23 protein-coding genes and 1 riboswitch are annotated in these 25,640 nt (G+C 73.6%); of the genes, 9 read left to right on the forward strand and 14 right to left on the reverse strand.

The window, feature by feature from the left end; all coding sequences use genetic code 11:
* Nucleotides 1-44: 44 nt before the first annotated feature.
* On the reverse strand, nt 45-1,091 hold the full coding sequence (locus tag ASF78_RS17905) for an ABC transporter permease (protein WP_082495167.1): 1,047 nt from the start codon (nt 1,089-1,091) through the stop codon (nt 45-47).
* Complete coding sequence (locus ASF78_RS17910; protein WP_056592661.1) at nt 1,088-2,614, reverse strand: sugar ABC transporter ATP-binding protein; 1,527 nt, start codon at nt 2,612-2,614, stop codon at nt 1,088-1,090. Before ASF78_RS17910 ends, ASF78_RS17905 begins: the two co-directional genes overlap by 4 nt.
* A gap of 108 nt (nt 2,615-2,722) precedes the next feature.
* On the opposite strand from ASF78_RS17910, the gene ASF78_RS17915 reads away from it, so the two are divergent.
* From ASF78_RS17915 to ASF78_RS17940, 6 genes are all read left to right on the forward strand, one after another.
* Nucleotides 2,723-3,892 carry an ROK family protein gene (locus tag ASF78_RS17915; RefSeq protein WP_056592664.1) on the forward strand — a complete coding sequence of 390 codons (1,170 nt, stop codon included), beginning with the start codon at nt 2,723-2,725 and terminating at the stop codon, nt 3,890-3,892.
* Nucleotides 3,893-3,905: 13 nt separating this feature from the next.
* Nucleotides 3,906-4,562, forward strand: coding sequence for a ThuA domain-containing protein (locus ASF78_RS17920; RefSeq protein ID WP_056592667.1), 657 nt, complete (start codon nt 3,906-3,908; stop codon nt 4,560-4,562).
* A gap of 64 nt (nt 4,563-4,626) precedes the next feature.
* A riboswitch (TPP riboswitch) is annotated at nt 4,627-4,736 on the forward strand.
* A gap of 116 nt (nt 4,737-4,852) precedes the next feature.
* A complete protein-coding gene (locus ASF78_RS17925) occupies nt 4,853-5,146 on the forward strand; it encodes a thiamine-binding protein (RefSeq protein ID WP_056592671.1) in 294 nt (97 codons plus the stop codon).
* A gap of 4 nt (nt 5,147-5,150) precedes the next feature.
* The gene (locus ASF78_RS17930; protein WP_056592674.1) at nt 5,151-5,933 is read left to right on the forward strand and encodes an ABC transporter permease; all 783 of its coding nucleotides are present in this window, start codon (nt 5,151-5,153) and stop codon (nt 5,931-5,933) included.
* A complete protein-coding gene (locus ASF78_RS17935; RefSeq protein WP_056592839.1) occupies nt 5,930-6,919 on the forward strand; it encodes an ABC transporter substrate-binding protein in 990 nt (329 codons plus the stop codon). The genes ASF78_RS17930 and ASF78_RS17935 overlap by 4 nt, the downstream gene beginning before the upstream one ends.
* Nucleotides 6,897-7,646: an ABC transporter ATP-binding protein gene (locus tag ASF78_RS17940; RefSeq protein WP_056592677.1), complete on the forward strand. Its 750-nt coding sequence runs from the start codon at nt 6,897-6,899 to the stop codon at nt 7,644-7,646. The genes ASF78_RS17935 and ASF78_RS17940 overlap by 23 nt, the downstream gene beginning before the upstream one ends.
* Here ASF78_RS17940 and ASF78_RS17945 read toward each other — a convergent pair.
* Nucleotides 7,627-8,919 (reverse strand): MFS transporter, encoded by a 1,293-nt coding sequence (locus ASF78_RS17945; protein ID WP_056592679.1) that lies wholly within the window; start codon nt 8,917-8,919, stop codon nt 7,627-7,629. The genes ASF78_RS17940 and ASF78_RS17945 overlap by 20 nt on opposite strands.
* Nucleotides 8,920-8,971: 52 nt before the next feature.
* Here ASF78_RS17945 and ASF78_RS17950 point away from each other — a divergent pair, with 52 nt between their 5' ends.
* On the forward strand, nt 8,972-9,598 hold the full coding sequence (locus ASF78_RS17950; RefSeq protein WP_056592682.1) for a helix-turn-helix domain-containing protein: 627 nt from the start codon (nt 8,972-8,974) through the stop codon (nt 9,596-9,598).
* Here the strand turns inward: ASF78_RS17950 and ASF78_RS17955 are convergent.
* From ASF78_RS17955 to ASF78_RS17980, 6 genes are read right to left on the reverse strand one after another with little or no spacing between them, the layout of a single operon-like run.
* Nucleotides 9,595-10,908, reverse strand: coding sequence for a GNAT family N-acetyltransferase (locus ASF78_RS17955; RefSeq protein WP_056592685.1), 1,314 nt, complete (start codon nt 10,906-10,908; stop codon nt 9,595-9,597). The two genes, ASF78_RS17950 and ASF78_RS17955, sit on opposite strands and share 4 nt — an antisense overlap.
* Nucleotides 10,909-10,941: 33 nt before the next feature.
* Nucleotides 10,942-13,149, reverse strand: coding sequence for an NAD-dependent DNA ligase LigA (gene ligA / locus ASF78_RS17960; RefSeq protein ID WP_156374224.1), 2,208 nt, complete (start codon nt 13,147-13,149; stop codon nt 10,942-10,944).
* A gap of 57 nt (nt 13,150-13,206) precedes the next feature.
* Nucleotides 13,207-13,602, reverse strand: coding sequence for a hypothetical protein (locus ASF78_RS17965; protein WP_056592688.1), 396 nt, complete (start codon nt 13,600-13,602; stop codon nt 13,207-13,209).
* The gene (locus ASF78_RS17970) at nt 13,599-14,621 is read right to left on the reverse strand and encodes a hypothetical protein (RefSeq protein ID WP_056592690.1); all 1,023 of its coding nucleotides are present in this window, start codon (nt 14,619-14,621) and stop codon (nt 13,599-13,601) included. Before ASF78_RS17970 ends, ASF78_RS17965 begins: the two co-directional genes overlap by 4 nt.
* A complete protein-coding gene (gene mnmA, locus ASF78_RS17975; RefSeq protein WP_056592693.1) occupies nt 14,618-15,721 on the reverse strand; it encodes a tRNA 2-thiouridine(34) synthase MnmA in 1,104 nt (367 codons plus the stop codon). The genes ASF78_RS17970 and mnmA overlap by 4 nt, the downstream gene beginning before the upstream one ends.
* Nucleotides 15,721-16,911, reverse strand: coding sequence for a cysteine desulfurase family protein (locus ASF78_RS17980; RefSeq protein ID WP_056592696.1), 1,191 nt, complete (start codon nt 16,909-16,911; stop codon nt 15,721-15,723). Before ASF78_RS17980 ends, mnmA begins: the two co-directional genes overlap by 1 nt.
* Nucleotides 16,912-16,997: 86 nt before the next feature.
* Between ASF78_RS17980 and ASF78_RS17985 the strand changes: the two genes are divergently transcribed.
* On the forward strand, nt 16,998-17,999 hold the full coding sequence (locus ASF78_RS17985; protein ID WP_235518678.1) for a phosphotransferase family protein: 1,002 nt from the start codon (nt 16,998-17,000) through the stop codon (nt 17,997-17,999).
* Nucleotides 18,000-18,005: 6 nt separating this feature from the next.
* Here the strand turns inward: ASF78_RS17985 and ASF78_RS17990 are convergent, their stop codons facing one another.
* The 5 genes from ASF78_RS17990 to ASF78_RS18010 form a co-directional block, all read right to left on the reverse strand.
* Nucleotides 18,006-19,481 carry a PQQ-binding-like beta-propeller repeat protein gene (locus ASF78_RS17990; RefSeq protein ID WP_156374225.1) on the reverse strand — a complete coding sequence of 492 codons (1,476 nt, stop codon included), beginning with the start codon at nt 19,479-19,481 and terminating at the stop codon, nt 18,006-18,008.
* 36 nt (nt 19,482-19,517) lie between these two features.
* Complete coding sequence (locus tag ASF78_RS17995) at nt 19,518-19,907, reverse strand: PLD nuclease N-terminal domain-containing protein (RefSeq protein ID WP_056592704.1); 390 nt, start codon at nt 19,905-19,907, stop codon at nt 19,518-19,520.
* Between the two features lie 124 nt (nt 19,908-20,031).
* A complete protein-coding gene (locus ASF78_RS18000) occupies nt 20,032-21,516 on the reverse strand; it encodes a PQQ-binding-like beta-propeller repeat protein (protein WP_056592707.1) in 1,485 nt (494 codons plus the stop codon).
* Nucleotides 21,517-21,548: 32 nt separating this feature from the next.
* Complete coding sequence (locus ASF78_RS18005) at nt 21,549-22,532, reverse strand: electron transfer flavoprotein subunit alpha/FixB family protein (protein WP_056592710.1); 984 nt, start codon at nt 22,530-22,532, stop codon at nt 21,549-21,551.
* A 25-nt stretch (nt 22,533-22,557) separates the two neighbouring features.
* Nucleotides 22,558-23,346: an electron transfer flavoprotein subunit beta/FixA family protein gene (locus ASF78_RS18010; protein WP_056592712.1), complete on the reverse strand. Its 789-nt coding sequence runs from the start codon at nt 23,344-23,346 to the stop codon at nt 22,558-22,560.
* A gap of 96 nt (nt 23,347-23,442) precedes the next feature.
* Here ASF78_RS18010 and glgX point away from each other — a divergent pair, with 96 nt between their 5' ends.
* Nucleotides 23,443-25,629, forward strand: a complete 2,187-nt coding sequence (glgX, locus tag ASF78_RS18015; RefSeq protein WP_056592715.1) for a glycogen debranching protein GlgX — start codon at nt 23,443-23,445, stop codon at nt 25,627-25,629.
* Nucleotides 25,630-25,640 lie beyond the last annotated feature (11 nt).

The following is a 25,640-nucleotide window of genomic DNA, read 5'->3' on the forward strand; positions in this document are numbered from 1 at the left end:
CCTCCTTGATCGAACGGGCTGGTGCGGGGCGGAGCTGGTGAAGGTCAGGTTCCGGCGCGGGAGCGCTCGGCGATGCGCTGCTGGAGCAGCACGGCGACGACGATGATCACGCCCATCGCGATGGCCTGCGCCGAGATGGACAGGTTGTTCTGCGTGAACACGTTGCGGAGCGTCGAGAAGATCAGGACGCCCAGGACGGTGCCGACGATGGTGCCGCGGCCGCCGATGAGCAGGGTGCCGCCGACGACCACGGCGGCGATGGCGTCGAGCTCGTAGAGCTGGCCGTTGGTGGAGCTGCCGGCCGTCGTGCGGCCGAGCATCATCACGCCACCGATGCCCGCGGTCAGACCACAGAGGGCGTACAGGTACATCGTGTGGCGCTTGACCTTGATGCCCGCCAGGCGTGCTGCCTCGGGGTTGCCGCCCACCGCGATGGTGCGTCGGCCGAACGTCGTGCGGTTGAGCAGGAACCAGCCCGCGACGGCGACGACGAGGAAGATCCAGACCAGCATGGGCAGCCCGAGGGGGGACGAGCGGAAGAAGTCGAGGAAGGAGTCGACCTTGACGACCTGGGTCCGCCGGTTGGCGATGATCTCCGCGAAGCCGCGGGCCGCCACGAGCATGGCCAGCGTCGCGATGAAGGCGACCACCTTGCCGTAGGCGATCAGGACGCCGTTGATGACGCCCGCCCCCAGACCCACGCCCAGCGCGCAGAGCACGATGACGATCCAGTGGAAGTCCTCCGCCATCGCCTGCGTGGCCAGCGTGGAGGCCCACACCGACGACAGCCCGACGACGGAGCCGACCGACAGGTCGATGCCCCCGCCGGTGATGACGAATGTCATCCCGATGGACAGGACCCCGATCACCGACGCGAGCCGCAGGATGGTCAGCAGGTTGTCGATGCTGGCGAACCGCTCACCGGCGGTGATGACACCGAAGATGCACAGCGCGACCAGCGCGATCACCAGTCCGAGGTTGCGTCCGGTCGCCCCGGTCAGGAGACCGCTACGCTTCTGGGAGGGCTTGGCCACCCTCTCGATCCGGGCCGACTCGTCGGCGGCCGGGACGGTCACGTCCTGCTCGCTCACGCGGCACTTCCTTCCATGACGAGGTCGAGCACGCGGTGCTCGTCGATGTCGGACGCCGGCCCGTCGTGGACCACGCGCCCTTCGGAGATGACCAGGACGCGATCGGACAGCCCGATCACCTCCGGGATGTCGCTGGAGACGACGACGACGGCGGCCCCCTGGGCGGCCAGGTCGGCGATCAGCCCGTAGATCTCGGCGCGGGCGCCGACGTCGACCCCGCGGGTGGGCTCGTCGAGCAGCAGGACCCGGCAGCCGTGCACGAGCCAGCGCGCGAGCAGGACCTTCTGCTGGTTGCCCCCGGACAGCGTGCGTGCGCTGCGGTCCGGGTCGGACGGCCGCACGTCGAGAGCCTGGATCTGCTCGCGGGCCACCGTGCGCTCGGCGCCCTCGTCGAGGAACGACGCCTTGGCGGTGCGCGCGAAGGTCGAGAGCGTGATGTTGCGGTAGACGGGCTCGTCGAGGATCAGGCCCTGGCTCTTGCGCTCCTCGGGGCACAGGCCGATGCCGGCGGTGACCGCGTCGCTGACCGACCCGGCGCGCAGCCGACGGTCCTCGATCTGGACGGTCCCGGCGGTCGCCTTGCGCGCCCCGAACACGGTCTCCAGGATCTCGGTGCGTCCCGATCCGACGAGCCCGGCGAGCCCGACGACCTCGCCGGCCCGCACCTCGAACGACACGTCGCTGAACGCCCCGCGCAGACCGAGCCCGTCGACGCGGAGCACCGTCGCGGCGTCCGGCGGCACGGCGTCGCGCTGCGGGATGGCGTACTCGACGTTGCGTCCGGTCATGAGCTTGATGAGCTCGGCGGTGGGTGTCTGGGCGACCGGCAGGCCCGACGCGACGGTCCGACCGTCCTTGAGCACGGTGATCCGGTCGCCGATCTGCCGGATCTCGTCGAGGCGGTGGGAGATGTAGACCACGGCCACGCCCGACGCGGTGAGCTCGCGGACCACGCGGAACAGGTTGGTGACCTCCTCCGCGTCGAGGACGGCGGACGGCTCGTCCATGACGATCACCCGGGCGTCGTGCGACAGGGCGCGCGCCATGCTGACGATCTGCTTGCCGGCGGCGGAGAGCTGGCCGACCTCGCGGTGCGGGGACAGGTCTCCGTGACCGAGGCGCGTGAGGAGTGCACGGGTGTTCGCCGTCGCGGCGCGACGCTGCGAGAACCCGGCGGTGGCCAGCTCGTGGCCGAGGTAGATGTTCTCCGCGACGGAGAGCCCGTCGACGACGTCGAGCTCCTGGTACATCGTCGCGATGCCGAGCTTGAGGCCCGCGACCGGGTGCGTGATGGTGACGGGCTCGCCGTCCAGGAGGATCTCGCCCTCGGTCGGCTGGTGGGCGCCGGCGAGCACCTTGATGAGCGTGGACTTGCCCGCGCCGTTCTGGCCCAGGAGGCAGTGGACCTCGCCGGCCCGGATCTCCAGGTCGACGCCGTCCAGCGCCCGGGCCCCCGGGAACTGCTTCACGATCCCGCGCATCTGCAGCAGCGGCGGGTCTTCCGTTCGGTCCGCATTGACCATGGGCAGGAACGTAGAACCACTTCTGTCGCCGGTCAAGCAAAAGTCGCCACTTGTGTGGCACGGTTACACGAACGTGACCTACAGAAGGCGGAATGGTTCACTGTGCGCATGGACGAGCTACTGAAGTTCGCTCCTCGGCCGACGGGCGCCGGGGACATGTTCCAGCTCCTCCGTGACCGGCAGCCGCGGACCCGTTCCGATCTCGCCACGCTCACCGGGCAAGCGCGTTCCACGATCGCCGCCCGCGTCGACCTCCTGCTCGCGTCCGGCTTCGTCGCGCCCGCCGGTGAGGCCAGCTCGACGGGCGGCCGTCCGCCCGCCACGTTCGCGTTCAACCCGTCGGCACGCGTCGTCCTGGCCGTCGACCTCGGCGCCACCCACTCCCGCCTGGCCCTCACCGACCTCGTCGGGACTGTCCTCGCCGAGCACCACGAGCCCATCGCGATCGCCGAGGGCCCCGGCCCCGTGCTGGACCGCGTCGTCGAGCTGGGACTCGAGCTGCTCAGCACCGCGCGCCGCCCGCTCAGCGACCTGGTCAGCGTCGGGGTGGGCCTGCCGGGGCCCGTCGAGCACTCGACCGGACGCCCGATCAACCCGCCGATCATGCCGGGCTGGGACGACGCCGACGTGCCCGGGCTCCTCGCCCGCAAGCTGCGCGTCCCGGTGCTCGTGGACAACGACGTCAACGTGATGGCACTGGGCGAGCACACCTCCGAGTGGCCCGACGTCGACCACCTCCTCTTCGTCAAGGTCGCCACCGGCATCGGCGCCGGGATCATCTCCGACGGTCAGATCCGCCGAGGTGCGCAGGGCGCAGCCGGCGACCTCGGGCACATCGCCGTACCCGGAGGGCTCGACCTGCCGTGCCGCTGCGGCAACACCGGCTGCCTCGAGGCCGTCGCCAGCGGACCCGCCATCGCGAACGCCCTGGCCGACGCCGCGACCAGCGCGGACGTCGTGGCGCTCGTGCGGGCCGGAGACGTCGACGCCAGCCGCGAGGTCCGGGCCGCAGGCCGGCACATCGGCGAGGTCCTCGCCGCGTGCGTGAGCATGCTGAACCCGTCGGTCATCGTCATCGGCGGTGTCGTCGCCGAGGCCGGGGAGCACCTGCTCGCCGGCATCCGCGAGGTCGTCTACCGCCGCTCCCTGCCCCTGGCCACGCAGCACCTGCGCATCGTCGCGTCCCGCACCAAGGGGCGCGCCGGCGTGCTCGGGGCGAGCGCGATGGCCTCCGAGCACGTCCTGTCCGCCGCCGCGATCGACGCCCTGATCAGCTAGAAGGAGACCCGCCGTGGCCCCACAACGTCGCGCCCTCGTCGTCCGCGGCGGCTGGGACGGGCACGCGCCCGAGGAAGCCGCCGAGCTGTTCGTGCCGTTCCTGCGCGAGCACGACTTCGACGTCGTCGTCGAGGGCTCGCTCGAGGCCTACGCCGACCCCGACCTCATGGCTGCCACCGACCTCGTGGTCCAGTGCTGGACCATGGGCGACATCCTGGCCGACGAGCTGCGCGGCCTGCGCACCGCCGTCGCGGCCGGCACCGGGTTCGCCGGCTGGCACGGCGGGATCGTGGACTCGTTCCGGATCGCCACCGACTACCTCCAGCTCGTCGGCGCCCAGTTCGCCGCGCACCCCGGCGGTCCCCTGGTCGAGCACACCATCGAGATCACCGGCGACCACCCGATCGTCGAGGGCGTGCACGACTTCACGCTGCGCTCCGAGCAGTACTGGCTGCTGACCGACCCCCTCAACGACGTGCTGGCGACGACCACGATCACCCCGGGTCCCGACGACCCCTGGCACGAGCCCGTGACGTCCCCGGCAGTCTGGACGCGTCGGTGGGGCGCCGGGCGGGTGTTCGTCTGCGCACCCGGGCACCTGCTGGCCGACCTCGAGGTGCCCTCGGTCCGGACGATCATCGAGCGCGGGCTGCTCTGGGCTGCCCGCTGAGCGACCGCACGGCGGGAACACGGTGAGCAACAGTCCGCCGGTCGGGTAGATTTCGTCCTGCCAACGCCGGGGAGCTCGAGACAGTCGGGCTGAGAGGACGAGCCGCGACACCGCAGGGTGTCAGCGCACGTCGACCCGAGAACCTGAACTGGGTAATGCCAGCGGAGGGATGCGCCACCGAGCGCGGCGTGGGCGGTCTCCTGGCCGTCGCCGGGTCTCCGTCGTCGTCGTCCCCGGACGGGTGGACCTGTGCTGCGTGTGCCCGGTCCGACCCACCCCGGAGGAACACCGTGCTCGCACAGATCCAGGTCTCTCCCCGCCCGAGCGGGACCGACGACGACCGGTACGCCTACGTCGACGCCGCCATCGCCGTCATCCAGCAGTCCGGCCTCGTGTACGAGGTCGGCGCCATGGGCACCACCGTCCAGGGCACGCCCGACCAGATCTGGCCCCTGCTGCGCGCCGTGCACGAGGCGACCGTGCTCGCGGGCGCGTCGGCGGTCTCCAGCGTGATCAAGGTGGGTCAGGGCAAGGACGACGCCGGACCCACGATCGCGGACCTCGTGGGCAAGTTCCGGGCCTGAGTCCGTGCGCCGCTGGCGTCGACTCGTCGCCCCGTCGCTGGCCGGCCTCGTGCTGCTCGTCGGCTGGGAGGTCGGGGTGCGCCTGTCCGACCTCCCCGCCTTCGTCCTGCCGCCGCCGTCGCAGGTCGCCCGCACCGCCGTCGAGGTCGCACCGCTGCTCGGCGACGACGTCGCGACGACCCTGACGGAGGCCGGTCTCGGGCTGCTGCTCGGGGCCGTCGTCGGGCTGCTGCTCGCCGTGCTCATCGCGGCGTTCCCGCTGGTCTCGGACACCGTCTACCCGCTGGTCACGCTCACGCAGACCGTGCCGACCGTCGTCCTCGCCCCTCTGCTCATCCTGTGGGCCGGGTTCGGGCTGCTGCCCAAGGTGCTGCTCGTCGCCCTCACGGCGTTCTTCCCCGTGCTCGTCGCCGCCGTGACCGCGATGGCCGCCGTCGACGCGGAGCACGCCGAGATGGTCGCCGGGCTGGGCGGCACCCGCCGGCACCAGTTCTGGCTCGTGCAGCTCCCCGCGTCCGTGCCCGGTGCGCTCGGTGGCCTGCGCGTCGCCGCGACGTACGCGATCGGCGCGGCCGTCGTCGCCGAGTACCTCGCCGGCCAGAGCGGTCTGGGCGTGTTCGTCCAGCGCTCGCGCAAGGGCTACGAGGTCGACCAGATCCTCGTCGCCGTCGCCCTCGTGGCCGTACTCACCGGCCTGCTGTTCCTGCTCGTCGACGGCCTCGCGCGGCTCGCCACGCCGTGGCAGCGGCCGTCGCTCCCCTCGCGTCCCGGAAGGACCCCCGCATGAGAACCCGTCTCCTCGCTGCCGTCGCGAGCCTCTCGCTGCTCACCGCCTGCACGGCGGTCGCCGCCGACGACGCCGCGCTGCGACCCGTGTCCGTCATCCTCGACTGGACGCCGAACACCAACCACTCCGGCCTCTACCTCGCGCAGGCGCGCGGCTACTTCGCCGACGCGGGGATCGACCTCACGATCGTCGAGCCCGGTGACACGTCCGGCCTGCAGCTTCTCGCGGCAGGCAAGGCGGACTTCGCGTTCTCCGTCGCCGAGGGGCTCGTTCCCGCCCGTGAGCAGGGCGCCGAGGTCGTCTCGGTGGCTACCGTCATCCAGCACAACACCTCCAGCCTCATCTCCCTGACCGAGTCCGGCATCACCAGGCCGCGCGACCTGGCCGGCCACTCCTACGGGTCGTACGGCTCGGAGCTCGAGGAGGCGCTCATCCGCACGCTCGTCGAGTGCGACGGCGGCGACCCCGACGCCGTCGAGCTGACCCCTCTGTCGAGCGACGACTTCCGGATCGGCCTGACCGAGCACCAGTTCGACGCCGCCTGGGTGTTCGACGCGTGGGACACCATCCGGCTCGGGCAGATCGACGGCCTGGACGTCTCGACGATCCCGTTCATCGAGCACACCGACTGCATCCCCGACTGGTACACCCCGCTCGTCGCGACGTCGCAGCAGCACCTCGACGACGACCCCGAGCTGGTCCGGGACTTCCTCGCCGCCCTCACGCACGGGTACGAGGACGCCATCGCCGAACCGCAGGCCGCCGCCGACGCGATCCACGGGGCGGCGCCCGAGATCGACGAGGAGCTGCTCGCCCTCAGCGCGCAGTGGCTCGCACCCCGCTACACCGACGACCCCGAGCACTGGGGCGTCCAGGAGGCGAAGGTCTGGGACGACTTCGTCGGCTTCCTCCAGGACCACGACCTCGCCGACCCTGGTTTCGACACCGACGCCGCGTGGACCGATGACTACCTCCCTGTCGACTGAGGCGCCGACCACGGCCGTCCCGGCGCTCGAGGTCGCCGGGCTGACCGTCACGTTCCCCGGCGTCGTCGCACTCCACGACGTCGACCTGCAGGTCGGGGTGGGCGAGTTCGTCGCGGTCGTCGGACCGTCCGGGTGCGGCAAGTCGACACTGCTGCGCATCCTCGCCGGCCTCACACCGTCCGGCGCGACGGTGACCGGCGCGACAGCCTGCCCGTCGGCCGCGGCGTGGATGCCCCAGCGCGACGGCCTGCTCCCGTGGCGGCGGGCGCTGCCGAACGCGCTGGTCGGCGCCCGGATCGCAGGTCAGGACCGGACGGTCGCCGAGGCTCGGGCGCGCGAGCTGTTCGACGAGTTCGGGCTGGCAGGGTTCGAGCGGGCGTGGCCTCACGAGCTGTCCGGCGGCATGCGGCAGCGCCTCGCGCTGCTCCGGACCTGCCTGCCCGGGCGTCCGGTGCTGCTCCTCGACGAGCCGTTCGGTGCGCTCGACGCGATCACCCGGCGCCGCATGAACGCCTGGCTGGCGGGCCTCGACCTCGCCGGCCACGGGCGGACCGTGGTGCTCGTGACGCACGACGTCGACGAGGCGCTGCTGCTCGCGGACCGCGTGCTCGTGCTCTCGGAACGGCCCGGTCGCGTCGTCCTCGACCTGCCCGTGCCCCGGGACGGGACGGACGGGGCGCGCCGTTCGCTGCTCGACGCGCTCGAGGTCATGACGCGGCCGCGCTGACGGTCGAGCGGTCGGCGCGCAGGACCGTCCCCACCACGACGCCGACAGCGGCGACACCCGCAGCCACGACGAGCGCGGTGCGGGTGTCGCCGACGGTCGAGAGCACCGCGACGCCGAGCGCGCCACCGATCGCGAACGACGTGTCCGCGATCCCGGCGGCCAGCCCTGCGTCGTCGTCCGCCACCCCGGAGACGGCGGCGATCTGGGCGCTCACGAAGGCGGCGCCGAGACCTGCGCCGAACACCACCAGACCGACGCCGAGGGGCAGCGCGGTCAGCGCGACGCTGCCCACCGCGAGCAGCGCCGTGCCGGCCACGGCCACGGTCCGCACCCCCGCCCGGGTGACGACGGCCTGCCCGGCGAAGGACCCGGCCACCGAGGCGACGGTCATGGCGGCCGTGGTCAGCCCGAACTGCACCGGGGACGTGCCCGACGCGTGCGCGCCGAGCGCCAGCACCAGAAGGACGCCGTCCACACACATCCCCGCCACCAGCAGCAGCACGTTCCCGGCGACGAGCCGTCGCGACCGCACCACCCGCCACGGGACCAGCGGCGCGACCGTGCGGCGCTCGACCACGACGAAGACCGCCATCAGCAGGGCGGCGGCCACCAGCGCCGGCCACGACGCCTCCGTGATCGCCAGGACGAGGAGCACGAGTGACGCGGTCACGGTGGCCGCGCCGGTCAGGTCGAAGGAACGGGGGCCGGCCGGCCTCTCGGTGTCCTTCGGGAGCAGCCGCCGCGACGCGACCAGCAGCACGACGCCGACGGGCAGGTTGACCAGGAAGATCCACTGCCAGCCCCACAGCTGGGTGATCGGCCCGCCGAGCAGCAGCCCGGCCGTGCCGCCGACCCCGCCGATCCCGCCCCAGATGCCGAGCGCCCGGTTGCGCTCCGGACCGGGCTCGAACGTCGTCAGCACCAGCGAGAGCGCCGTCGGCGCCATGATCGCCGCGCCCACCCCCTGCAGGACGCGAGCGCCGACGAGCACCGCCGGTGCGCTCGCCGAGCCGCAGACCAACGACGCGGCCGTGAAGATCGCGATGCCGACCAGGAACACCCGGCGGCGGCCGAGCAGGTCCGCGACCCGCCCGCCGAACAGCAGGAGCCCGCCGAACGTCACGAGGTAGGCGCTGAGCACCCACTGCACGTCCCCGGAGGCGAACGCGAGGTCGTCGGCGATCGACGGCAGCGCGACGTAGACGATCGTGCTGTCGAGGACGACGACGAAGAACGCCGTGCCGAGCACCGCCAGGATCCGCGTCGTGGGCATGTTGCACAGTAGGACTGTTTAGTTAGAAATAACAACCACTTAGTATGTCTCCATGACACGCACGTACGACGACGCCTGCGGGATCGCCCACGCGCTCGACCTCGTCGGGGAACGGTGGGCTCTCCTCGTCGTCCGGGAGCTGCTGCTGGGGCCCAAGCGCTTCACCGACTTGCGCGCGGGCCTGCCGGGGGTCAGCGCGAACATCCTCAGCCAACGGCTCCGCGAGCTCGAGTCCGAGGGGATCGTCGAGCGCGCCACCCTGCCACCGCCGGCCGCGGTGGCCGTGTACGCGCTGACTCCTCGCGGCGCCGAGCTCGAACCCGTGGTCCTCGCGCTCGGCACCTGGGGCATCCGCTCCCCCACCCTGCCCCGCGACGGCCACCTCGGCGTCGACTCGGTGATCCTCTCGCTGGGGGCACAGCTCACCCACACCGACCCGCCCGCCACCTACGAGCTGCGACTCGACGCGTACCGGTTCACCGTCCGGCTCCACGACGGGCGTGTCGACGTCGCGCGCGGATCAGCCGACGGGCCGGACGCCACGATCACGACCAACCCTCGCGCGCTCGATGCGATCGTGTCGGGCGACCGCACCCTGGCCGACGTCATCACCTCCGGCGAGGCGACCGTCGACGGGGACGAGGACGCGGCCGAACGCCTCGCCACCTACTTCGCCTAGCTCCGCTCCCGGTAGACGTACCTCTCGGCCGGCTGGAAACCCAGCGCCGTGTAGAGCGCACCGGCGGCCGCGTTCTCGGCCTCGACCTGGAGGAACGCACGCCGGGCACCCCGCCGCGCACCCTCGTCGAGCGCACGTTCGGTGAGGTACCGCCCGAGCCCGCGGCGGCGGGCGGCCTGCGCGACGACGAGGCACGACAGCGCGACCCACTCCTCCGCGAACGCGGCGCGGATGACTCCGACCAGTCCCGTCGCGTCGGTCGCCGTGAGGTAGACCGCGGGCGCCCCACCGAGCACGCTGCGGGCCAGCCGGAGGCTCGTAGCATCCGCCTCCGCCGCGGCTCCGGTGGCGTGCAGCCGGGCCTTCGACCCCGACCACGCCGCGAGCCACTCGTCGTCGGGGCGGTCGGCGACGGACACCCGCACCGGTCCAGCGCTCGTGCGGACCGTGCCGTGGTGAGGATCGATCCCGTCGAGATCCCGCACGAGCACGTCGGTCCGGGACATCACCTCGTAGTCGCGCAGCGCGAGCAGGTCGTCCAGGCCCCGGGGCGACGCCCGGCACACCCGCACGATCGACGGCTGCCCCTGCTCGGCGTAGAGCTCCTCCACGCGGTCGAGCGTCGCCGTGACGTCCGGCGGGGTGCCGAGCGGTAGGACGCTGTTCGCGCGGCGGGTCAGCCCGCCGGACAGCCCGACCCGCCACCCGTCCACGTCGACCACCCGGGCCGGCGGCCACGTCGCGAGCTCGACCAGTGCACCGGGCGCGTCCGGCGGCGTCCACGTGTGCACCCGAAGGTGCACCTCGACGTGGCCCCAGTCGCGCTCCGGCACCGCGACGAACCCGAGCCGCCGGTACAGGCGCTGAGCAGCCTGCATCGAGTCGAGCGTCGACAGCACCACCCGCGTCGCGCCGCTCGCCACCGCCTCGCGCAGCGCCGCCGCCATCAGCAGGTCGGCGATACCGCGACGCCGGGCCTCGGGCGCCACCGCGAGCATCCGGATCTCCAGCTCCCCCGGTTCCGCGACCTCGGCGTAGGACGTGCCGTACGGCGCGAGCGTGACGGTGCCGACGACCACCAGGTCGTCGTCGGCACGGTCGTTCGCACCGTCACCCTCCCCCGGCGGGACCAGCGCGACCAGCGCGACCAGCAGCGTCGCCTCGCGCGCCCGCCGCTCGGCATCGCGCAGCTCGTCGGCGTAGGACTCCTCCGCACCGACCAGCCGGTCCGCCAGGTACGCCTCGGCGGTCAGCGCCCCGGCGTCCGCCACCTGCGCACCGACCGCCACGCGGACCACGGCACCGGTCACGCCGCACCTCCCGCTGGTCGGCCGCCGAGCACGTCAGGCGTCATCGTCGCCGGCCGGCCCGTCCGCCGGGGTGTCTCCCACACCCGCCGGCCCCTCGGCCAGCAGCCGCTCGAACCCGGCCTCGTCGAGGATCCGCAGCCCGAGCTCGCGCGCCTTGGCCTCCTTGGAGCCGGCGTTCTCCCCGACCACCACGTAGTCCGTCTTCTTGGAGACGCTCCCCGCCGACTTGCCGCCGCGCGCCAGGATCGCCTCCTTCGCACCGTCCCGGCTGAACCGCTCCAGCCCTCCGGTGACCACGACGGTCAGTCCTTCGAGCGTGCGCGGCGCCGACTCGTCACGTTCCTCGGTCATCCGCACGCCGGCAGCGGCCCACTTCTCGACGATCGCCGCGTGCCACTTGTCGTCCTCGCCCGGCTGCTCGAACCAGGACACCACCGCGGCGGCGATCGTCGGGCCCACGCCCTCGGCGGCGGCGATCTCCTCCTCCGTCGCGACCGCGATCGCCGGCACCGACGCGAAGTGCTGCGCGAGCGCCCGCGCGGCGGTGGGTCCGACGTGCCGGATCGACAGCGCCACGATCACCCGCCAGAGCGCGGCCTCCTTGGCCTTCTCCAGGTTGCCCAGCAGCGCCGCACCGGTCGCGTTGAGGTCCCCCGCCTCGCGCACGGCGCCGGCCACCTTGGAGCGGGCCGAGAGCGTGAACAGCGGAACCTTGCGCAGCGCGTCGGCGTCGAGCGCGAACAGGTCACCCTCGTCCGTGACGACTCCGGCGGTCAGCAGCGCGCTGGCCGCCTCCCAGCCGAGCGCCTCGATGTCGAACGCCCCGCGGGACGCGACGTGGAACAGCCGCTCGCGCAGCTGCGACGGGCAGGACCGCTGGTTGGGGCAGCGGATGTCGACGTCGCCCTCCTTGGCGGGCGCCAGCGGGGTGCCGCACGAGGGGCACTCGGTCGGCATGACGAACGCACGCTCGGTGCCGTCGCGCAGGTCGACCACGGGTCCGACGATCTCCGGGATCACGTCCCCGGCCTTGCGCAGCACCACCGTGTCCCCGATGAGCACGCCCTTGCGCGCGACCTCGCTCGCGTTGTGCAGCGTCGCCATCTCGACGGTCGACCCCGACACGAACACCGGCTCCATCACGCCGTAGGGCGTCACGCGCCCCGTGCGCCCGACGTTCACGCGGATGTCGAGGAGCTTGGTGTTCACCTCCTCGGGCGGGTACTTGTACGCGATCGCCCATCGCGGTGCACGGCTGGTCGACCCGAGGCGGCGCTGCAGCGCGATCTCGTCGACCTTCATCACGATGCCGTCGATCTCGTGCTCGACGTCGTGCCGGTGCTCGCCGTAGTACGCGATCATCTCCCGCACCCCGTCGAGCCCTTCGACGATGCGCGTGTGCCCCGAGACCGGCACACCCCAGCCGGCCAGCAGGTCGTAGACCTGCGACTGCCGCTCGATCCCGGTCCCCTGCCCCGCACCCCAGACCAGCGCTCCGATGCCGTGCGCGTACATCCGCAGGTCCCGCGACGCCGTGACCCGGGGATCCTTCTGCCGCAGCGACCCGGCCGCCGCGTTGCGCGGGTTGGCGAACGGGCTCTTTCCCGCCTCCACCTGCGACGCGTTCAGCTCGGCGAACGCCGCGACCGGCAGGAACACCTCACCGCGGATCTCGATGCGCTCCGGGTGCGTCGCGGGGTCCCCGCCGAGCACGTCCGGGATCGTCGAGATGGTCCGGACGTTCAACGTCACGTCCTCGCCGGTGCGCCCGTCGCCGCGCGTCGCCGCCCGGACGAGCCGCCCCTTCTCGTACAGGAGCGCGATGGCGAGCCCGTCGATCTTCAGCTCGCACAGGTAGTGGATCTCAGTGTCGACGTCCCACTCCAGATCCCGGTGCAGCCGACCCGCCCAGGTGCTGATGTCCTCGTCGGAGAACGCGTTGTCCAGCGAGAGCATCCGCTCGACGTGCTGGACCGACGCGAACTCCGTCGAGAACGTGCCGCCGACCCGCTGCGTCGGCGAGTCGGGGGTCCGCAGCCCCGGATGCTCGTCCTCCAGCGCCTGCAGCTCCCGCAGCCGCTCGTCGTACTCCTTGTCCGACGACGTGGGCGCGTCGCGGATGTAGTACGCGAACTGGTCCGCCTCGATCAGGGCGGCCAGCTCGGCCCAGCGATGCCGGGCCTGCGCGGGGATCTCGGTCTCGGCGGACGCGCTCACGGGCGCGGGTGCTTCGTCGCTCACCCGCACATCCTCTCGCGCACCGCCCACACCCGCGCCGTCCACGCCGGTGGGTCGAGCTCAGGCCGAGCCGCGTGCCGATGCGTCCCGTCGGCGCCGCAACCACGGCCCGACGACGAGCACCCCGCACACCAGCACGCCACCCACGGCGAGCACCGCGCCGGCGGCGAACAGCGGGACGGACGCTGCGGCCACGACGACCTCGGTCGGCTCCCCGTCGACGTCCCACGTGCAGATGGCCTGCGGCGGGACGACGGTGTAGCGCACGGACGCGGAGTCGGTCCCGGCCGCGAAGGCCTCGACGCACGGGTCGGGGTCGTCCTTCGTGGCGGTCAGAGTGGTCACGCCGATGCCGGTGTAGCAGATGACGAGGAGCACCATCCCGACGATCGCCGCCCCGGACCCGACGAGCAGCGTCAGTGCACGCTTCACGCTCGGCTGTGCGGCCACCGTCATGCCTCCGCTCGTTCGGCCACGATCCTCGCGGCCCTGACCAGTCCGGCCAGCACGGCGCGGGCGTCGTCCGGGCTGCCCTTCCCGGTGATGTCCCCGGCGAGGAGCACGACGTCGCGCAGCCCCGCCATCGGCAGCCCCACGGACCGCCACGGCCGGGTGAGCGTATCGGCCTGGCCGGCCACGTCGGGACCGGCGCACTGCGACGACGCCTGCGGCGCGAGCTCGGGCCAGAACGCGAGGCCGCCCTCGATCACCTCGGCGACCTTCTCCCAGCTGCGCTCGTCGAGCGCCGGGACGGCGAGCGCGAACCCGTCGACCTCGGCGGCGCGGATCGCACCCAGGGAGGTCCAGGCGGTGCCGCCGTGCACGACCACGCGGGCACCGTCCTGTGCGCGGGCCACCTCGCCGATGCGCTCGGCCGCCACGGGACCGGGGACGGAGCGCAGCGCGGAGTAGCCCGAGAACGACGGCAGCACGCCCGCCATGACCTGCGCGAGCAGGGGCTCGTGGAGCAGCACGGTCACCTCGGCGCCCGGCACCGAGCGGCGGACCGCGGCGAGGTGCTCGGCCAGTCCCGCGGACAGCGATGCGGCGAGCTCGCGGACGGCACCGGCGTCGGAGACCACCCGGTCCCCGCGCGAGAGGTAGAGGGACGCGGCGAGGGTCATCGGACCGAGCACGGGCACGACGAGCGGTCCGGACCAGCCGTGGCCCGCGACCGCGAGCGCGTCGATGTCCTCCCGCGCGTAGGCCTGCGCACGGGCGAGGTCGCGGCTGGGGCGGTCGGCGAGCTTCCAGCCGTGCGGGCCCAGCTCGGTGGGCAGCTCGGCGAGCAGCGCTGCGGAGCGACCGACCCGGTCGGCCCAGGGCCCGCGCTCGGCGAGGGTCACCGTGAAGGGCAGCCCGGCCACCTCGGACGGGGTGTCGACGAGGTCGCCGACGACGACGGTCTGCGCCTCGAGCACGTCCAGGCCGGGCCACGGGCCGGTCCCCGTGACACCCGGTCGCCCGCCGGTCACCGGGCGACGCCGGCGGTGGCGCGTTGCGCGGCGGTGACGGTGGCCTGGCCGAGCACGCGGGTGCCGTCGTAGAGCACGGCCGACTGGCCGGGGGCCACACCGCGGAGGTCACCCGACGAGTCGAGCACCACCTCGACGGTCCCGTCGCGCACGGTGGCCCTCGCGGGTACGGCAGAACCGTGGGCGCGGACCTGCAGCGAGCACGCGAAGGTGCCGTCCGCGTCGGCGAACCAGACCGCGCGGTCGGCCTCGACCGACTGCACCGCGAGCTCGTCGGCGGACCCGACGACGACCCGGTTGTTGACCGGCTCGACCGACAGCACGTACCGCGGCTTGCCGTCGGGCGCAGGCCGGCCGATGGAGAGGCCCTTGCGCTGCCCGACGGTGAACGCGTACGCCCCGTCGTGCTGCCCGAGCACGGCGCCGGAGCCGTCGACGATCTCGCCGGGCTGCGACCCGAGCCGCGAGCGCAGGAAGCCCTGGGTGTCCCCGTCGGCGACGAAGCAGATGTCGTAGGAGTCCGGCTTGGCGGACACGGACAGCCCGCGGGCGGCCGCTTCGGCGCGCGTCTCTTCCTTGGAGGCCACGTCGCCGAGCGGGAATATCGACCGCGCGAGGCGCTCGGGACCCATCACGGCGAGCACGTAGGACTGGTCCTTGGCCACGTCCCGGGCGCGGTGCAGCTCCCGGGTGCCGTCGGGACGGGTCTCGATGCGGGCGTAGTGACCGGTGCAGACGGCGTCGAACCCGAGCGCGACGGCCTTGTCCAGGAGCGTCGCGAACTTGATGTGCTCGTTGCAGCGCACGCACGGGTTCGGGGTGCGGCCGGCCTCGTACTCGGCGACGAAGTCCGCGACGACGGTCTCCTCGAACCGCTCGGACAGGTCCCACACGTAGTACGGGATGCCGAGAACGTCTGCCGCCCGGCGGGCGTCCCCGGCGTCCTCGATCGAGCAGCACCCGCGCGATCCCGTGCGGAACTGGTCGCGCGTGCGGGACAGGGCCATGTGCACGCCGACGACGTCGTGCCCGGCGTCGACCGCGCGGGCCGCGGCGACCGCGGAGTCGACGCCTCCCGACAGGGCGGCCAGCACGCGCATCAGCGCACCGACCCGACGGTCGCGAGCCCGGCGGCGCGGGCCCGGTCGACAACGCCCGGCAGGGCCGCCAGCAGCGCGTCGACGTCGGCGGCGGTCGACGGGTGCCCGAGGCTGAACCGCAGCGCACCGCGCGCGGCGACCTCGTCGACCCCCATCGCCAGCAGGACGTGGCTGGGCCGGGGCACGCCCGCCTGGCACGCCGACCCCGTCGACGCCTCGATGCCGGCGGAGTCCAGCAGGTAGAGCAGCGAGTCGCCCTCGCAGCCGGGGAACGTGAAGTGGGCGTTGGCGGGCAGCCGTCGCGAGGGGTCCCGCGGTCCGCGCAGCACGGCGTCGGGGACCACGTCCTGCACCCGCGCGACGAGCGTGTCCCGGAGGGCGCCCACCCGGACGGCGAACTCCTCGCGGCCGCGGACCGACTCCTCGACGGCCAGCCCGAACGACGCGAGCAGCGCGGCGTCGAGCGTGCCGGACCGCACCCCGCGCTCCTGCCCTCCCCCGTGCAGCACCGGTGTCAGGTCGAGCCCGCGCCGGGCCAGGAGCGCCCCGGCGCTGCCCGGTCCACCCACCTTGTGACCGCTGATCGTCATCGCGTCGAGCCCCGACGCGCCGAAGTCGACGGGCACCTGACCGACGGCCTGCACCGCGTCCGCGTGCACAGGGACCCCGTACCGGCGCGCGAGCGCGACCACGTCGTCCAGCGGCTGCAGGGTGCCGACCTCGTTGTTCGCCCACATCACCGAGATCAGCGCGACCTGGTCGCCGCTGCGCTCCAGCTCCTCGCGCAGCGCGTCGACCTCGACGGCCCCGTCGCCGTCGACCGGCAGGAGGACCAGCTCCGCACCGGCGTGCTCGGCCATCCAGAACGCGGGGTCGAGCACCGCGTGGTGCTCCACGGCGGACACCAGGAGGCGTCGCCGCTGCTTGTCCTGGTTGCGTCGGGCCCAGAACATCCCCTTGATCGCGAGGTTGTCCGCCTCCGTGCCGCCCGAGGTCCAGACGACCTCGCTCGGCCGTGCGCCGAGTGCCGCGGCGAGCCGCTCGCGGGCCTCCTCGACCACGCGACGGGCCGCCCGGCCGGACGCGTGCAGGGACGAGGGGTTGCCGGTGCGCACGAGCTGCTCGGCGAGCACCCGCGCGGCCTCCGGGAGCATGGGCGTGGTCGCCGCATGGTCGAGATACACGCTCATCGGCTCCAGTCTACGAACGACCTCCACAACTCCCGACCGCAAGGCGCGTGGGATCACCCTCCGGGGGCCGCTCGCCAACTGGCAGGATGTGCCGCGTGAGTGCCGACGACGTCATTGCCCTCCCGCTCGCCTTCAGCGGCCAGCGGCTGGACTGGCGTGACCTCCCCCGGCACGTGCGGGCCCGGATCGCCGAGCTGGCGGGCGCTCAGGTCACCGCGGAGATCAGCGCGACCAGCGGGTTCAGCCCCGGTTTCGCCGCCGTGCTCGAGCTCGCCGACGGGCGGGGCGTCTTCGTGAAGGCCGTGTCCGGCGAGCAGAACCCGATCTCTCCCGACCTCGCGCGCGCCGAGATGCGGGTGTCTCGCGCGCTGCCGCCGCAGGTCCCCGCGCCGCGGCTGCTGTGGTTCTCCGACGACGGCGACTGGGTCATCCTCGGGTTCGAGGTGGTGCACGGCCGCTCGCCCGAGCTGCCGTGGCGACCAGAGGACCTGCGCGCCGTCTCCGACGCCGTGGGAGCGCTCGCAGATGCCGAGCCGCTGCCCGGGCACACGCTGCCGCGCACGGACGACCAGCTGTCCGAGGACTTCACCGGCTGGCGCAAGCTGCGCGCGCTCGACCGTGAGACGCAGGAGCGGTACGCCGACCGTGCGGGCGACATCGGCCGGTGGGCGCTCGGGAACGTCGAGCAGCTGGTCCGCTGGGAGCAGGAGTCGCTGCGCGTGTGCGCCGGGGACTCTCTCGTGCACGGTGACCTGCGCGCCGACAACGTCATGATCGACCCCGACCACCAGCACCGCGTCTGGCTCATCGACTGGCCGCACGCGAGCGTCGGTGCGCCGTGGCTCGACCTGGCCTTCATGCTGCCGAGCGTCGCGCTCCAGGGTGGCGGTGACCCGGCGACCATCTTCCGCGAGCACCCCGTGTCGGACGGGGTGCACGACGACGACCTGCGGGCGGGCCTGGCGGGCCTCTCCGGCTACTTCGCGTGGAGCTCGCGTCAGCCCGCACCCCTGGGCATCCCGAACCTGCGCCGGTTCCAGGCCGCGCAGGGCGTCGCGACGGTGCGCTGGCTGCGCGACCTGTCCTGACGCCCCTCAGCCGAGGACGGCGCCCGAGCTCCCCCAGCCGACGAGGTTGTGCCCGAGGGACGCCACGCCGAGCAGGGTCCCGGGCAGGTCGACGCGCCAGTCCTCACCGCCGTCGTCGAACCGGTAGGCCACGAGCTCCCCGACGCCCGGCCAGTCGTTCAGCGCCGTCGCGGCACCCGGCTCGTCGGGGCGCTGCTGCGCACTGAGCACGTGGTGCCCGTCGGTCACCAGGTCGCCCATCGTCCGCCCCGGGAGCACGGGCGCCCGCCAGAGCTCGGTCCCGCTGCGCCCGTCGACCGCGACGACACCGTCGGGGGTGCTCAGGTACACCCGACCGCGTGCCACGACCGCCGCACCCGACAGTCCGTGCCCGACGTCCCACAGCTCGCGCCCCGAGGACCGGTCGTACGCGCGGATCCTCGAGCCGGCCGCGAGCACCAGGTCGTCCAGGCTGCCGTCGTCGGCCGAGACGCGCGCGAGCCGCCCCGGGAGCACGAGGTCTGGACCGGCCCCGAGCACGGTGGTCGTCTCGCGCCCTTCGTCGTCCTGCGAGAACGCGGCGACGATGCCCAGCCGTGCGTCCGCCGCGACGCCGTTGCTGGCGTCGAGCACGGTGCGCACGGGACCACCGTCGCCGTCGAGCAACGAGACCCGGCGTCCGGCCGTCACGACGGCGAGCCCGTCGTCGGTGCGGAGCAGCGTGATGGACCGGTCGAGGAACCCACCCTCGTCGGGCTCGACCTCGCCCGGCGGCACGACCGACTGCCACTGCTGCCGGCCGGTCAGCAGGTCCGTCGCGGTGACGACGAGCGCGCCGTCGGAGCGGGGGACGCCGACCGCGACGGCTCCCGGGAGCACCGCGAACGCCACCGCGCCGGGCACGTCCCGGTCGGCCACGATCGAACCGTCAGCGAGGTCCGCGACCACCAGCCGGCTCAGCTGCGACGGGACGAGCACGTTCTCCGCCTCGCGGTACGCCAGGTACGCGTCCGAGACGAGGCACGCGACGCGTTCGTCGTCCCCCGCTGCCACGACGCAGCCACCGACCTGCTCGAACCCGTCGTCCGTCCGCGCCACGGCGTGCGCGCCCACGAGCGGGGTCGTCCAGCGGTGCTCGCCGGTCAGCTCGTCGACGGCGACGAGGGCCTGCGACCCGTTCCCCGCCCGTTCCAGTCCGACGAGGACGCCGCCGGCCACCCCCGACGACGGCACCCACTCGATGCCGGGGTCCAGCGTCCACAGGATGCGCACGTCCTCGTCGACGGGTCGCACGACGCCGTCGACCTGCGCCAAGACCGCGACCGCAGCCCGTTCCCGCAGCTCCACGACGACCTGCGCGCCGACGAGCACGACGACCACGGCGACCGCGGACACGAGCAGCCACCGCCGCGACCGGTGCCGTGAACCCGGCTCGGCCGGGCGCGCGGGAGCGTCGTCGGGCTCGACGAGCTCGACCGCCGCCATGCCCTGGCGCCGTCGCATGCCCGGATTATCCGCCCGTCACGGCGCCCCGAGCCGTCAGGCCTGGTCGCGCGGCTCGTCGGCCTTGAGCTGCTGCTCCCGGTCGCGCAGCTGCGCCTCCCAGTCCTTGAGCATCTTCTCGTGCTTGTCGTCCGACGTCCGCATGCCCGCCAAGAAGTCCGGGTCGTCGTCCGGGGACGTCGTGCGCGGCCGCTCGTACTCCGGGAATCCCGCGGTCTGCGTCGACGGCCAGGGCACGTTCCGCGCGGCCTGTCGCTCCGGGCGCCCCGCAACGAGCCACGCGATCCCGCCGACCACCGGCAGCAGGATGATGACGAACACCCAGGTGGTCTTCGACAGGTTCCGCGGGACGTCGGTCTGGATGCAGTCGATGAGGCAGTAGACCAGCAGGGCGATCTCGATCAGGAACGGCAGGTAGCGGATCACGGGACTCCTCGGGCACCCCTGCCCGACGTGCTGTCAGCCGGGACCGACGCGCACGCTAGCGGAGCGGGATCCCCCCTGTCCGCGGAACGGTTGCCCGGCAGACGCGATCACCCGGACGGACCAGTCAGCCGAGGACCGACGCGCCGGCCTCACCCCAGGCCAGCAGCGTCGACCCGGTCGCCCAGACTCCCGTCAGGCCGTCGGGGAGGTCGACCCGCCAGTCCTCGGTCCCGTCGTCCAGCCGGTACGCGGCGAGCTCCCCGATGCTCGGGAACCCCTCCGTCGTGTCGGTGCTCGCCGTGTCCGGCCGCTGCTGGCTGCTGAGCAGGTGACGGCCGTCGGTGACCAGGCCTCCCACGCTCCGCCCGTCGGGCACCCGGGTCCGCCACAGCTCCTCGCCGGTGCCGGCGTCGACCGCGGCCAGCCCGCGTCCGGAGCTGACGTACACGCGCCCACGCAGCACCAGCGCGGTGTCCGCCCTCAGGTCCGGGAGGGACCAGCGCGGCTCCGGGCTCCCGCGGTCGTAGGCCCGCAGGGTCGAGTCGGACATCAGCACGAGCCCGGGCACGCTGCCGTCGTCGGCGGACAGCGACACGCGCCTCCCGGGGATCGTCACGTCGGACCGGTCACGGCCGACGAACGTCGTCGACTGGTCCCCGCCGGGCTCGACCGACAACGCCGCCACCGAACGCGTGACCTTGTCGACCTCCCAGCCTGCGCCCGCGTCGATGTCGTCGCGGACCACCTCTCCCTCCCGGTCGAGGAGGAACATCCGCCCGGGTGACACGACGGCGCCGAGGCCGTCGACCGTGCCGAACAGGGCGATGCTCCCGTCCAGGAACACGCCGTCGCCCTGCCCGGTCGGCGCGGGCACCGTCGTGGTCCACCTCGGCTCGCCGTCGAGCAGCCCGGTCGCGACGAGCGTGACCGCGTCGTCGGCACCCGCGACCGCCACGACCGCCGCATCCGGCAGCACGGCGAACGCGACGGCCCCGGGCGCCGGGTGCTCCCCGACGACGGACCCGTCGGCGGTGTCGAGCACGACGACCGTGCTGAGCTCGCCCGGCACCGGATGGGCGACCCCCTCCGTGTAGGTGACGACACCGTCGCTCACCAGGCACGCCACCCGGCCGGACACGTGCGGCACCTGCGCGCAGCCGCCGATCTGGCCCCCGGCGCTCCCGACCGGGTGGGCCGGCGCCAAGGGGGTGGTCCACCGTCGCTCGCCGGTCCGCTCGTCGACGGACACCAACGCCTGGGATCCGTCGGCCGGCCGCTCCAGGCCGATGATCGTCCCGTCCGCGCGGAGGTCCCACCAGAAGAGCGACGCCAGGTCCTCGTCCACGGTCCAGAGCACGCGGACGTCCTGGTCGACCGGCCGCACCACGCCGGGGACCTCACTCAGCGCGTCGAGCGCAGCCCGGTCCCGGGCGACGTCGAGGGCCTGCATCCCGCCCAGCACCAGCAGCAGCGCGACCGGGGCGGGAGCCCAGCGCCGGACGATCCGCCACCGGTCCGCCCTGCTCAACCGGGCGACGGCAGGCAGCGGCGCTGCGTCGTCGTCCAGCTCGACGAGCTCGACGGTCTGCATCGGTGCGGGCCGGGCCATGACCGGACCCTACCGACGCGCGCCCGCGCGGATCAGCCCTTCAGCCGGCGGATCTCCGCAGCGGCCTGCGGGACGACGGTGAACAGGTCTCCGACGATGCCGAAGTCTGCGATCTCGAAGATCGGGGCGTCGGGGTCGGAGTTGATCGCGACGATCGTGCCGGACGCCTGCATGCCGCCGCGGTGGTGCACGGCACCGGACACGCCGACGCCGACGTAGAGCCGTGGCGCGATGGTGACGCCCGTCTGGCCGATCTGCGCGTCGTGCCCGATCCAGCCCTCGTCGGTGGCGACACGCGTGGCACCCACCGCGCCGCCGACCACGTCCGCCAGCTCCTCGACGACCGAGAAGTCGCCCTCGGTGCCGCGTCCGCCGACCACGACGATGCTGGCGCTGCCGAGGTCCGGGCGCCCGCTCGCGGGTCGCTCGACGCGCTCGACCAGGGTCACCCGCCGGGCCTTGTCGCTGACCGCGACGGTGTGCTCGCCGATCTGCGGGGCGGGCGCACCCTCGACCGTCGACGGCACGACCGAGTTCGACTTGAGCGCGACGACCGCCAACGGCGCCGTGACCGCGCACGTCGTGCTCCAGGTGCCCGCGAACACGGTCTTCGAGGCGACGTACCGACCGTCGACGAGCGCCAGACCGTCCGCGTCGGTCACGACCCCGGCGCCGGTGCTGACCGCGAGCCGCGCCGCGGCCTCCTTGTTCTCGAACGAGGAGACCACGAGCAGAAGCCCGGCACCGGTCGCGTCGAGCAGCGACGCGAGCGCCTCGGCGAGCACGGCGGACAGGTGCGGGTCCGCGTCGGCGACGACCCGGTGGACGTGGGTCGCGCCCAGGGCACCGAGCTCCGCGACGACCTCGGCGGACGGCTCGACGCCGTCGACGGTCCACGCGGCGTGCACCCCGGCGCCGCCCGCGAGCTCGCGGGCGAGCGTGAGGAGCTCCCGGACGGGGGCGCGGACGGCTCCGTCCACGGTGTGGTCGACGAGCACGAGCACGGGTGCGGTCACAGCGGCGATCCTTCGGTTCGGGACGTCAGACGAGCTGGTTGTCGACGAGGTACGCAGCGAGCCGGACCCCGGCGTCGCCCGTGTCCTGCACGAGCACGCGGTTGTCGCGGGGCGGTCGCGCGGCGGCCTCGACGACCTCGGTGCGGGCGCCGAGCAGGCCGACGCGCGAGGCGTCGAGGTCGAGGTCCGCGAGCGTCAGGGTGGTGATCGGCTTCTTGCGGGCCGCCATGATGCCCTTGAAGTTGGGGTAGCGCGGCTCGTTGGCCTGGTCCGTGACGGACACCAGGGCCGGCAGCGTGGCCTCGAGCACCTCGGTGGAGTGGTCGAGGTTGCGCCGCACCCGCACGGTGGACCCGTCGACGGTCAGCTCCGCGGCGAGCGGCAGCGCGGGCAGGTCGAGCAGCTCCGCGAGGGCGGTCGGCAGCAGGGACGTCAGACCGTCGAGCCCGGCCATGCCCGTGACGACCAGGTCGACGTGCTCCTGGGCGTCCAGGTGGCGGATCGCGGCGGCGAGCACCCGCGCGGTGCCGATGGCGTCGGACCCGGCGACGGCGTCGTCGACCACGTGGACCGCGTCCTCGGCGCCCATCTGCAGGCCGCGTCGGACGGCGTCCACGGCGTCGTCGGGGCCCACGGTCAGAGCCACCACGGACCCCTCACCTGCCTCGACGAGGGCGAGCGCCGCCTCGAGGGCGTTCTCGTCCAGCTCGTTCAGGGTCCCGTCCCCGCCGTCGCGGACCACGCGACCGTCGGGGCCCAGGGCCCGCTCGGACTGGATGTCAGGGACATGCTTCACGCAGACGACGATCCTCACCCGCGGAACGTTACCGCCCGTCCCGGAACCGACGGACAAGCGGTCCAGGACGGGAGACACCCGACACGTGTGGGCTTGTTCCCCCACAATGTGCGGGTGACCCCGCCCTCCCCCCACCGGCGAGCGCCACGTCTCGGTGTCCACGTCACCGACGCGGGCGTCGACGTCGCCGTCTACGCCGCGCACGCCACGGCCGTGGACCTGTGCCTGTTCGACGGGGCCGTCGAGCGCCGGGTCCCCCTCGGCCCCCCGGTGCACGGGGTGTTCAGCGCCTCGGTCCCCGGTGTCCGCGCCGGCCAGCGGTACGGCTTCCGCGCGCACGGACCGTGGGAGCCCGCGGCCGGCCACCGGTACAACCCCGCCAAGCTGCTGGTCGACCCGTACGCCCGCGGGCTCGACGGGGACGTCGCGCACACCCCGGAGACGTACGGCCATCTCGTCGGCCCGGACCTGGCGGGCGACCCGTACGGTCCCGCCGACCCGCGCGACTCCGCGGGACACGTCCCGTACTCGGTCGTCGTCGACACGCGCGACCTGCCCGGACCGGACCCGGCCGCCAACCGCCCGTGGACGCCATGGTCCCGCACGGTCGTCTACGAGGCGCACGTCCGCGGCCTGACGATGCTGGACGACCGGATGCCCGAGGAGCTGCGCGGCACGTACGCGGGCCTCACGCACCGGTCAGTCGTCGACCACCTGCTCGGGCTGGGCGTGACCGCGGTCGAGCTCCTGCCCGTGCACGCGTTCTCCTCCGAGCCGCACCTCGTCGAGAAGGGCCTGACCAACTACTGGGGCTACAGCACGCTCGGCTTCTTCGCGCCGCACGCGGCCTTCGCGACGGCAGCCGCCCAGGCAGCGGGTCCCGCGGCCGTCCTGGCCGAGCTGCGCGGCGCTGTCCACGCGCTGCACGAGGCCGGCCTCGAGGTGCTGCTCGACGTCGTCTACAACCACACCTGCGAGGGCGGGCTGCCCGGCCAGCACCTGTCCTGGCGCGGCCTCGACAACGCCGGCTACTACGCCCACGACGGTGGGGCGCCCGCCACGCTCGCGGACGTCACCGGCACGGGGAACACGCTCGACTTCCGCCGGGCCGAGGTGGTCCGGATGACCCTCGACTCGCTGCGCTACTGGGCGGACGTCGTGGGGGTCGACGGGTTCCGCTTCGACCTGGCCGTGACCCTCGGCCGGGACCCGGGCGGCTTCTCGCCGGACCACCCTGCGCTCGTCGCGATGGCCGTCGAACCCGCGCTGCACGGGCTCAAGCTCGTCGCCGAACCGTGGGACGTCGGACCCGGCGGGTGGCGGACGGGGCAGTTCCCCGTGCCGTTCGCCGAGTGGAACGACCGCTTCCGCAACGCGGCACGCTCGTTCTGGCTCGCCGACCCGGGCCGCGCCGCGCACGGTCTGCCGGGCCACCGCGTGCGCGACCTGGCCACGCGCCTGGCGGGGTCCGTCGACCTGTTCGGGCACAGCGACCCGCCGCTGGTGCGCGGGCCGGTCGCGTCGGTCAACTACGTCACCGCCCACGACGGCTTCACGCTCGCGGACCTGGTGGCGTACGACCACAAGCACAACGCGGCCAACGGTGAGCAGAACCGCGACGGCAGCGACGACAACCGCTCCTGGAACCACGGGATCGAGGGCCATGTCGGGCCGGACTCCCCGGCGGTCGACATCGTGCCGTTGCGGCGCCGCTCGATCCGGAACCTGTTCGCGACCCTCGTGCTGGCCGCGGGGACGCCGATGATCACGGCCGGCGACGAGCTGGGCCGCACCCAGCACGGCAACAACAACGCCTACTGCCAGGACAACGAGATCTCGTGGGTGCGCTGGGACGTGACGCCCTGGCGCACCGACCTGCTCGCGACCGCCCGCTGGCTCCTGCTGCTGCGTCGCGAGCACCCCGCGCTGCGCTCGGAACGGTTCTACTCCGGCCGCCCCTACGTGCCCGGCAAGCGGCCCGACCTCGCCTGGTTCGACGCGCTCGGTGTCGCGTTCGACCACGACCGGTGGCACGACTCGTCGATCCGCACCCTGCAGATGGTGCGGACCGCGCCGCCGCCCGACGACGACACTGTGCTGCTGGTCATCAACGGGTCGCTCGACGCGGTGCACCTGATCCTGGCCGACGACCACGGCGGCCGGTGGCGGCTCGCGTGGGACTCCGTCTGGGAGAACCCCGCGGAGGAACGAGCGGCCGCGATCGAGGGCAGCCTGCACGCCGAGCCCGGTGAGGCGACCGTCGTGGAGGCGCTGAGCATGCGGGTGTACGTCCTCGACTGACCGCGCGTACG

The organism is Cellulomonas sp. Leaf334 (assembly GCF_001424195.1).
In the GTDB taxonomy this organism is placed as follows: Bacteria; Actinomycetota; Actinomycetes; order Actinomycetales; family Cellulomonadaceae; genus Cellulomonas.

Excerpts from the sequence above, each read along its gene's own strand:
- ASF78_RS17915 (WP_056592664.1), top strand. The coding sequence starts at position 2,723 with ATGGACGAGCTACTGAAGTTCGCTCCTCGGCCGACGGGCGCCGGGGAC.
- ASF78_RS17940 (WP_056592677.1), top strand. The coding sequence starts at position 6,897 with ATGACTACCTCCCTGTCGACTGAGGCGCCGACCACGGCCGTCCCGGCG.
- ASF78_RS17945 (WP_056592679.1), bottom strand. The coding sequence starts at position 8,919 with ATGCCCACGACGCGGATCCTGGCGGTGCTCGGCACGGCGTTCTTCGTC.
- ASF78_RS17990 (WP_156374225.1), bottom strand. The coding sequence starts at position 19,481 with ATGCGACGGCGCCAGGGCATGGCGGCGGTCGAGCTCGTCGAGCCCGAC.
- ASF78_RS17985 (WP_235518678.1), top strand. The coding sequence starts at position 16,998 with ATGTGCCGCGTGAGTGCCGACGACGTCATTGCCCTCCCGCTCGCCTTC.
- ASF78_RS17935 (WP_056592839.1), top strand. The coding sequence starts at position 5,930 with ATGAGAACCCGTCTCCTCGCTGCCGTCGCGAGCCTCTCGCTGCTCACC.
- ASF78_RS17950 (WP_056592682.1), top strand. The coding sequence starts at position 8,972 with ATGACACGCACGTACGACGACGCCTGCGGGATCGCCCACGCGCTCGAC.
- ASF78_RS17965 (WP_056592688.1), bottom strand. The coding sequence starts at position 13,602 with ATGACGGTGGCCGCACAGCCGAGCGTGAAGCGTGCACTGACGCTGCTC.
- ASF78_RS18000 (WP_056592707.1), bottom strand. The coding sequence starts at position 21,516 with ATGGCCCGGCCCGCACCGATGCAGACCGTCGAGCTCGTCGAGCTGGAC.
- ASF78_RS17910 (WP_056592661.1), bottom strand. The coding sequence starts at position 2,614 with ATGGTCAATGCGGACCGAACGGAAGACCCGCCGCTGCTGCAGATGCGC.
- mnmA (WP_056592693.1), bottom strand. The coding sequence starts at position 15,721 with ATGCGCGTGCTGGCCGCCCTGTCGGGAGGCGTCGACTCCGCGGTCGCC.
- ASF78_RS17980 (WP_056592696.1), bottom strand. The coding sequence starts at position 16,911 with ATGAGCGTGTATCTCGACCATGCGGCGACCACGCCCATGCTCCCGGAG.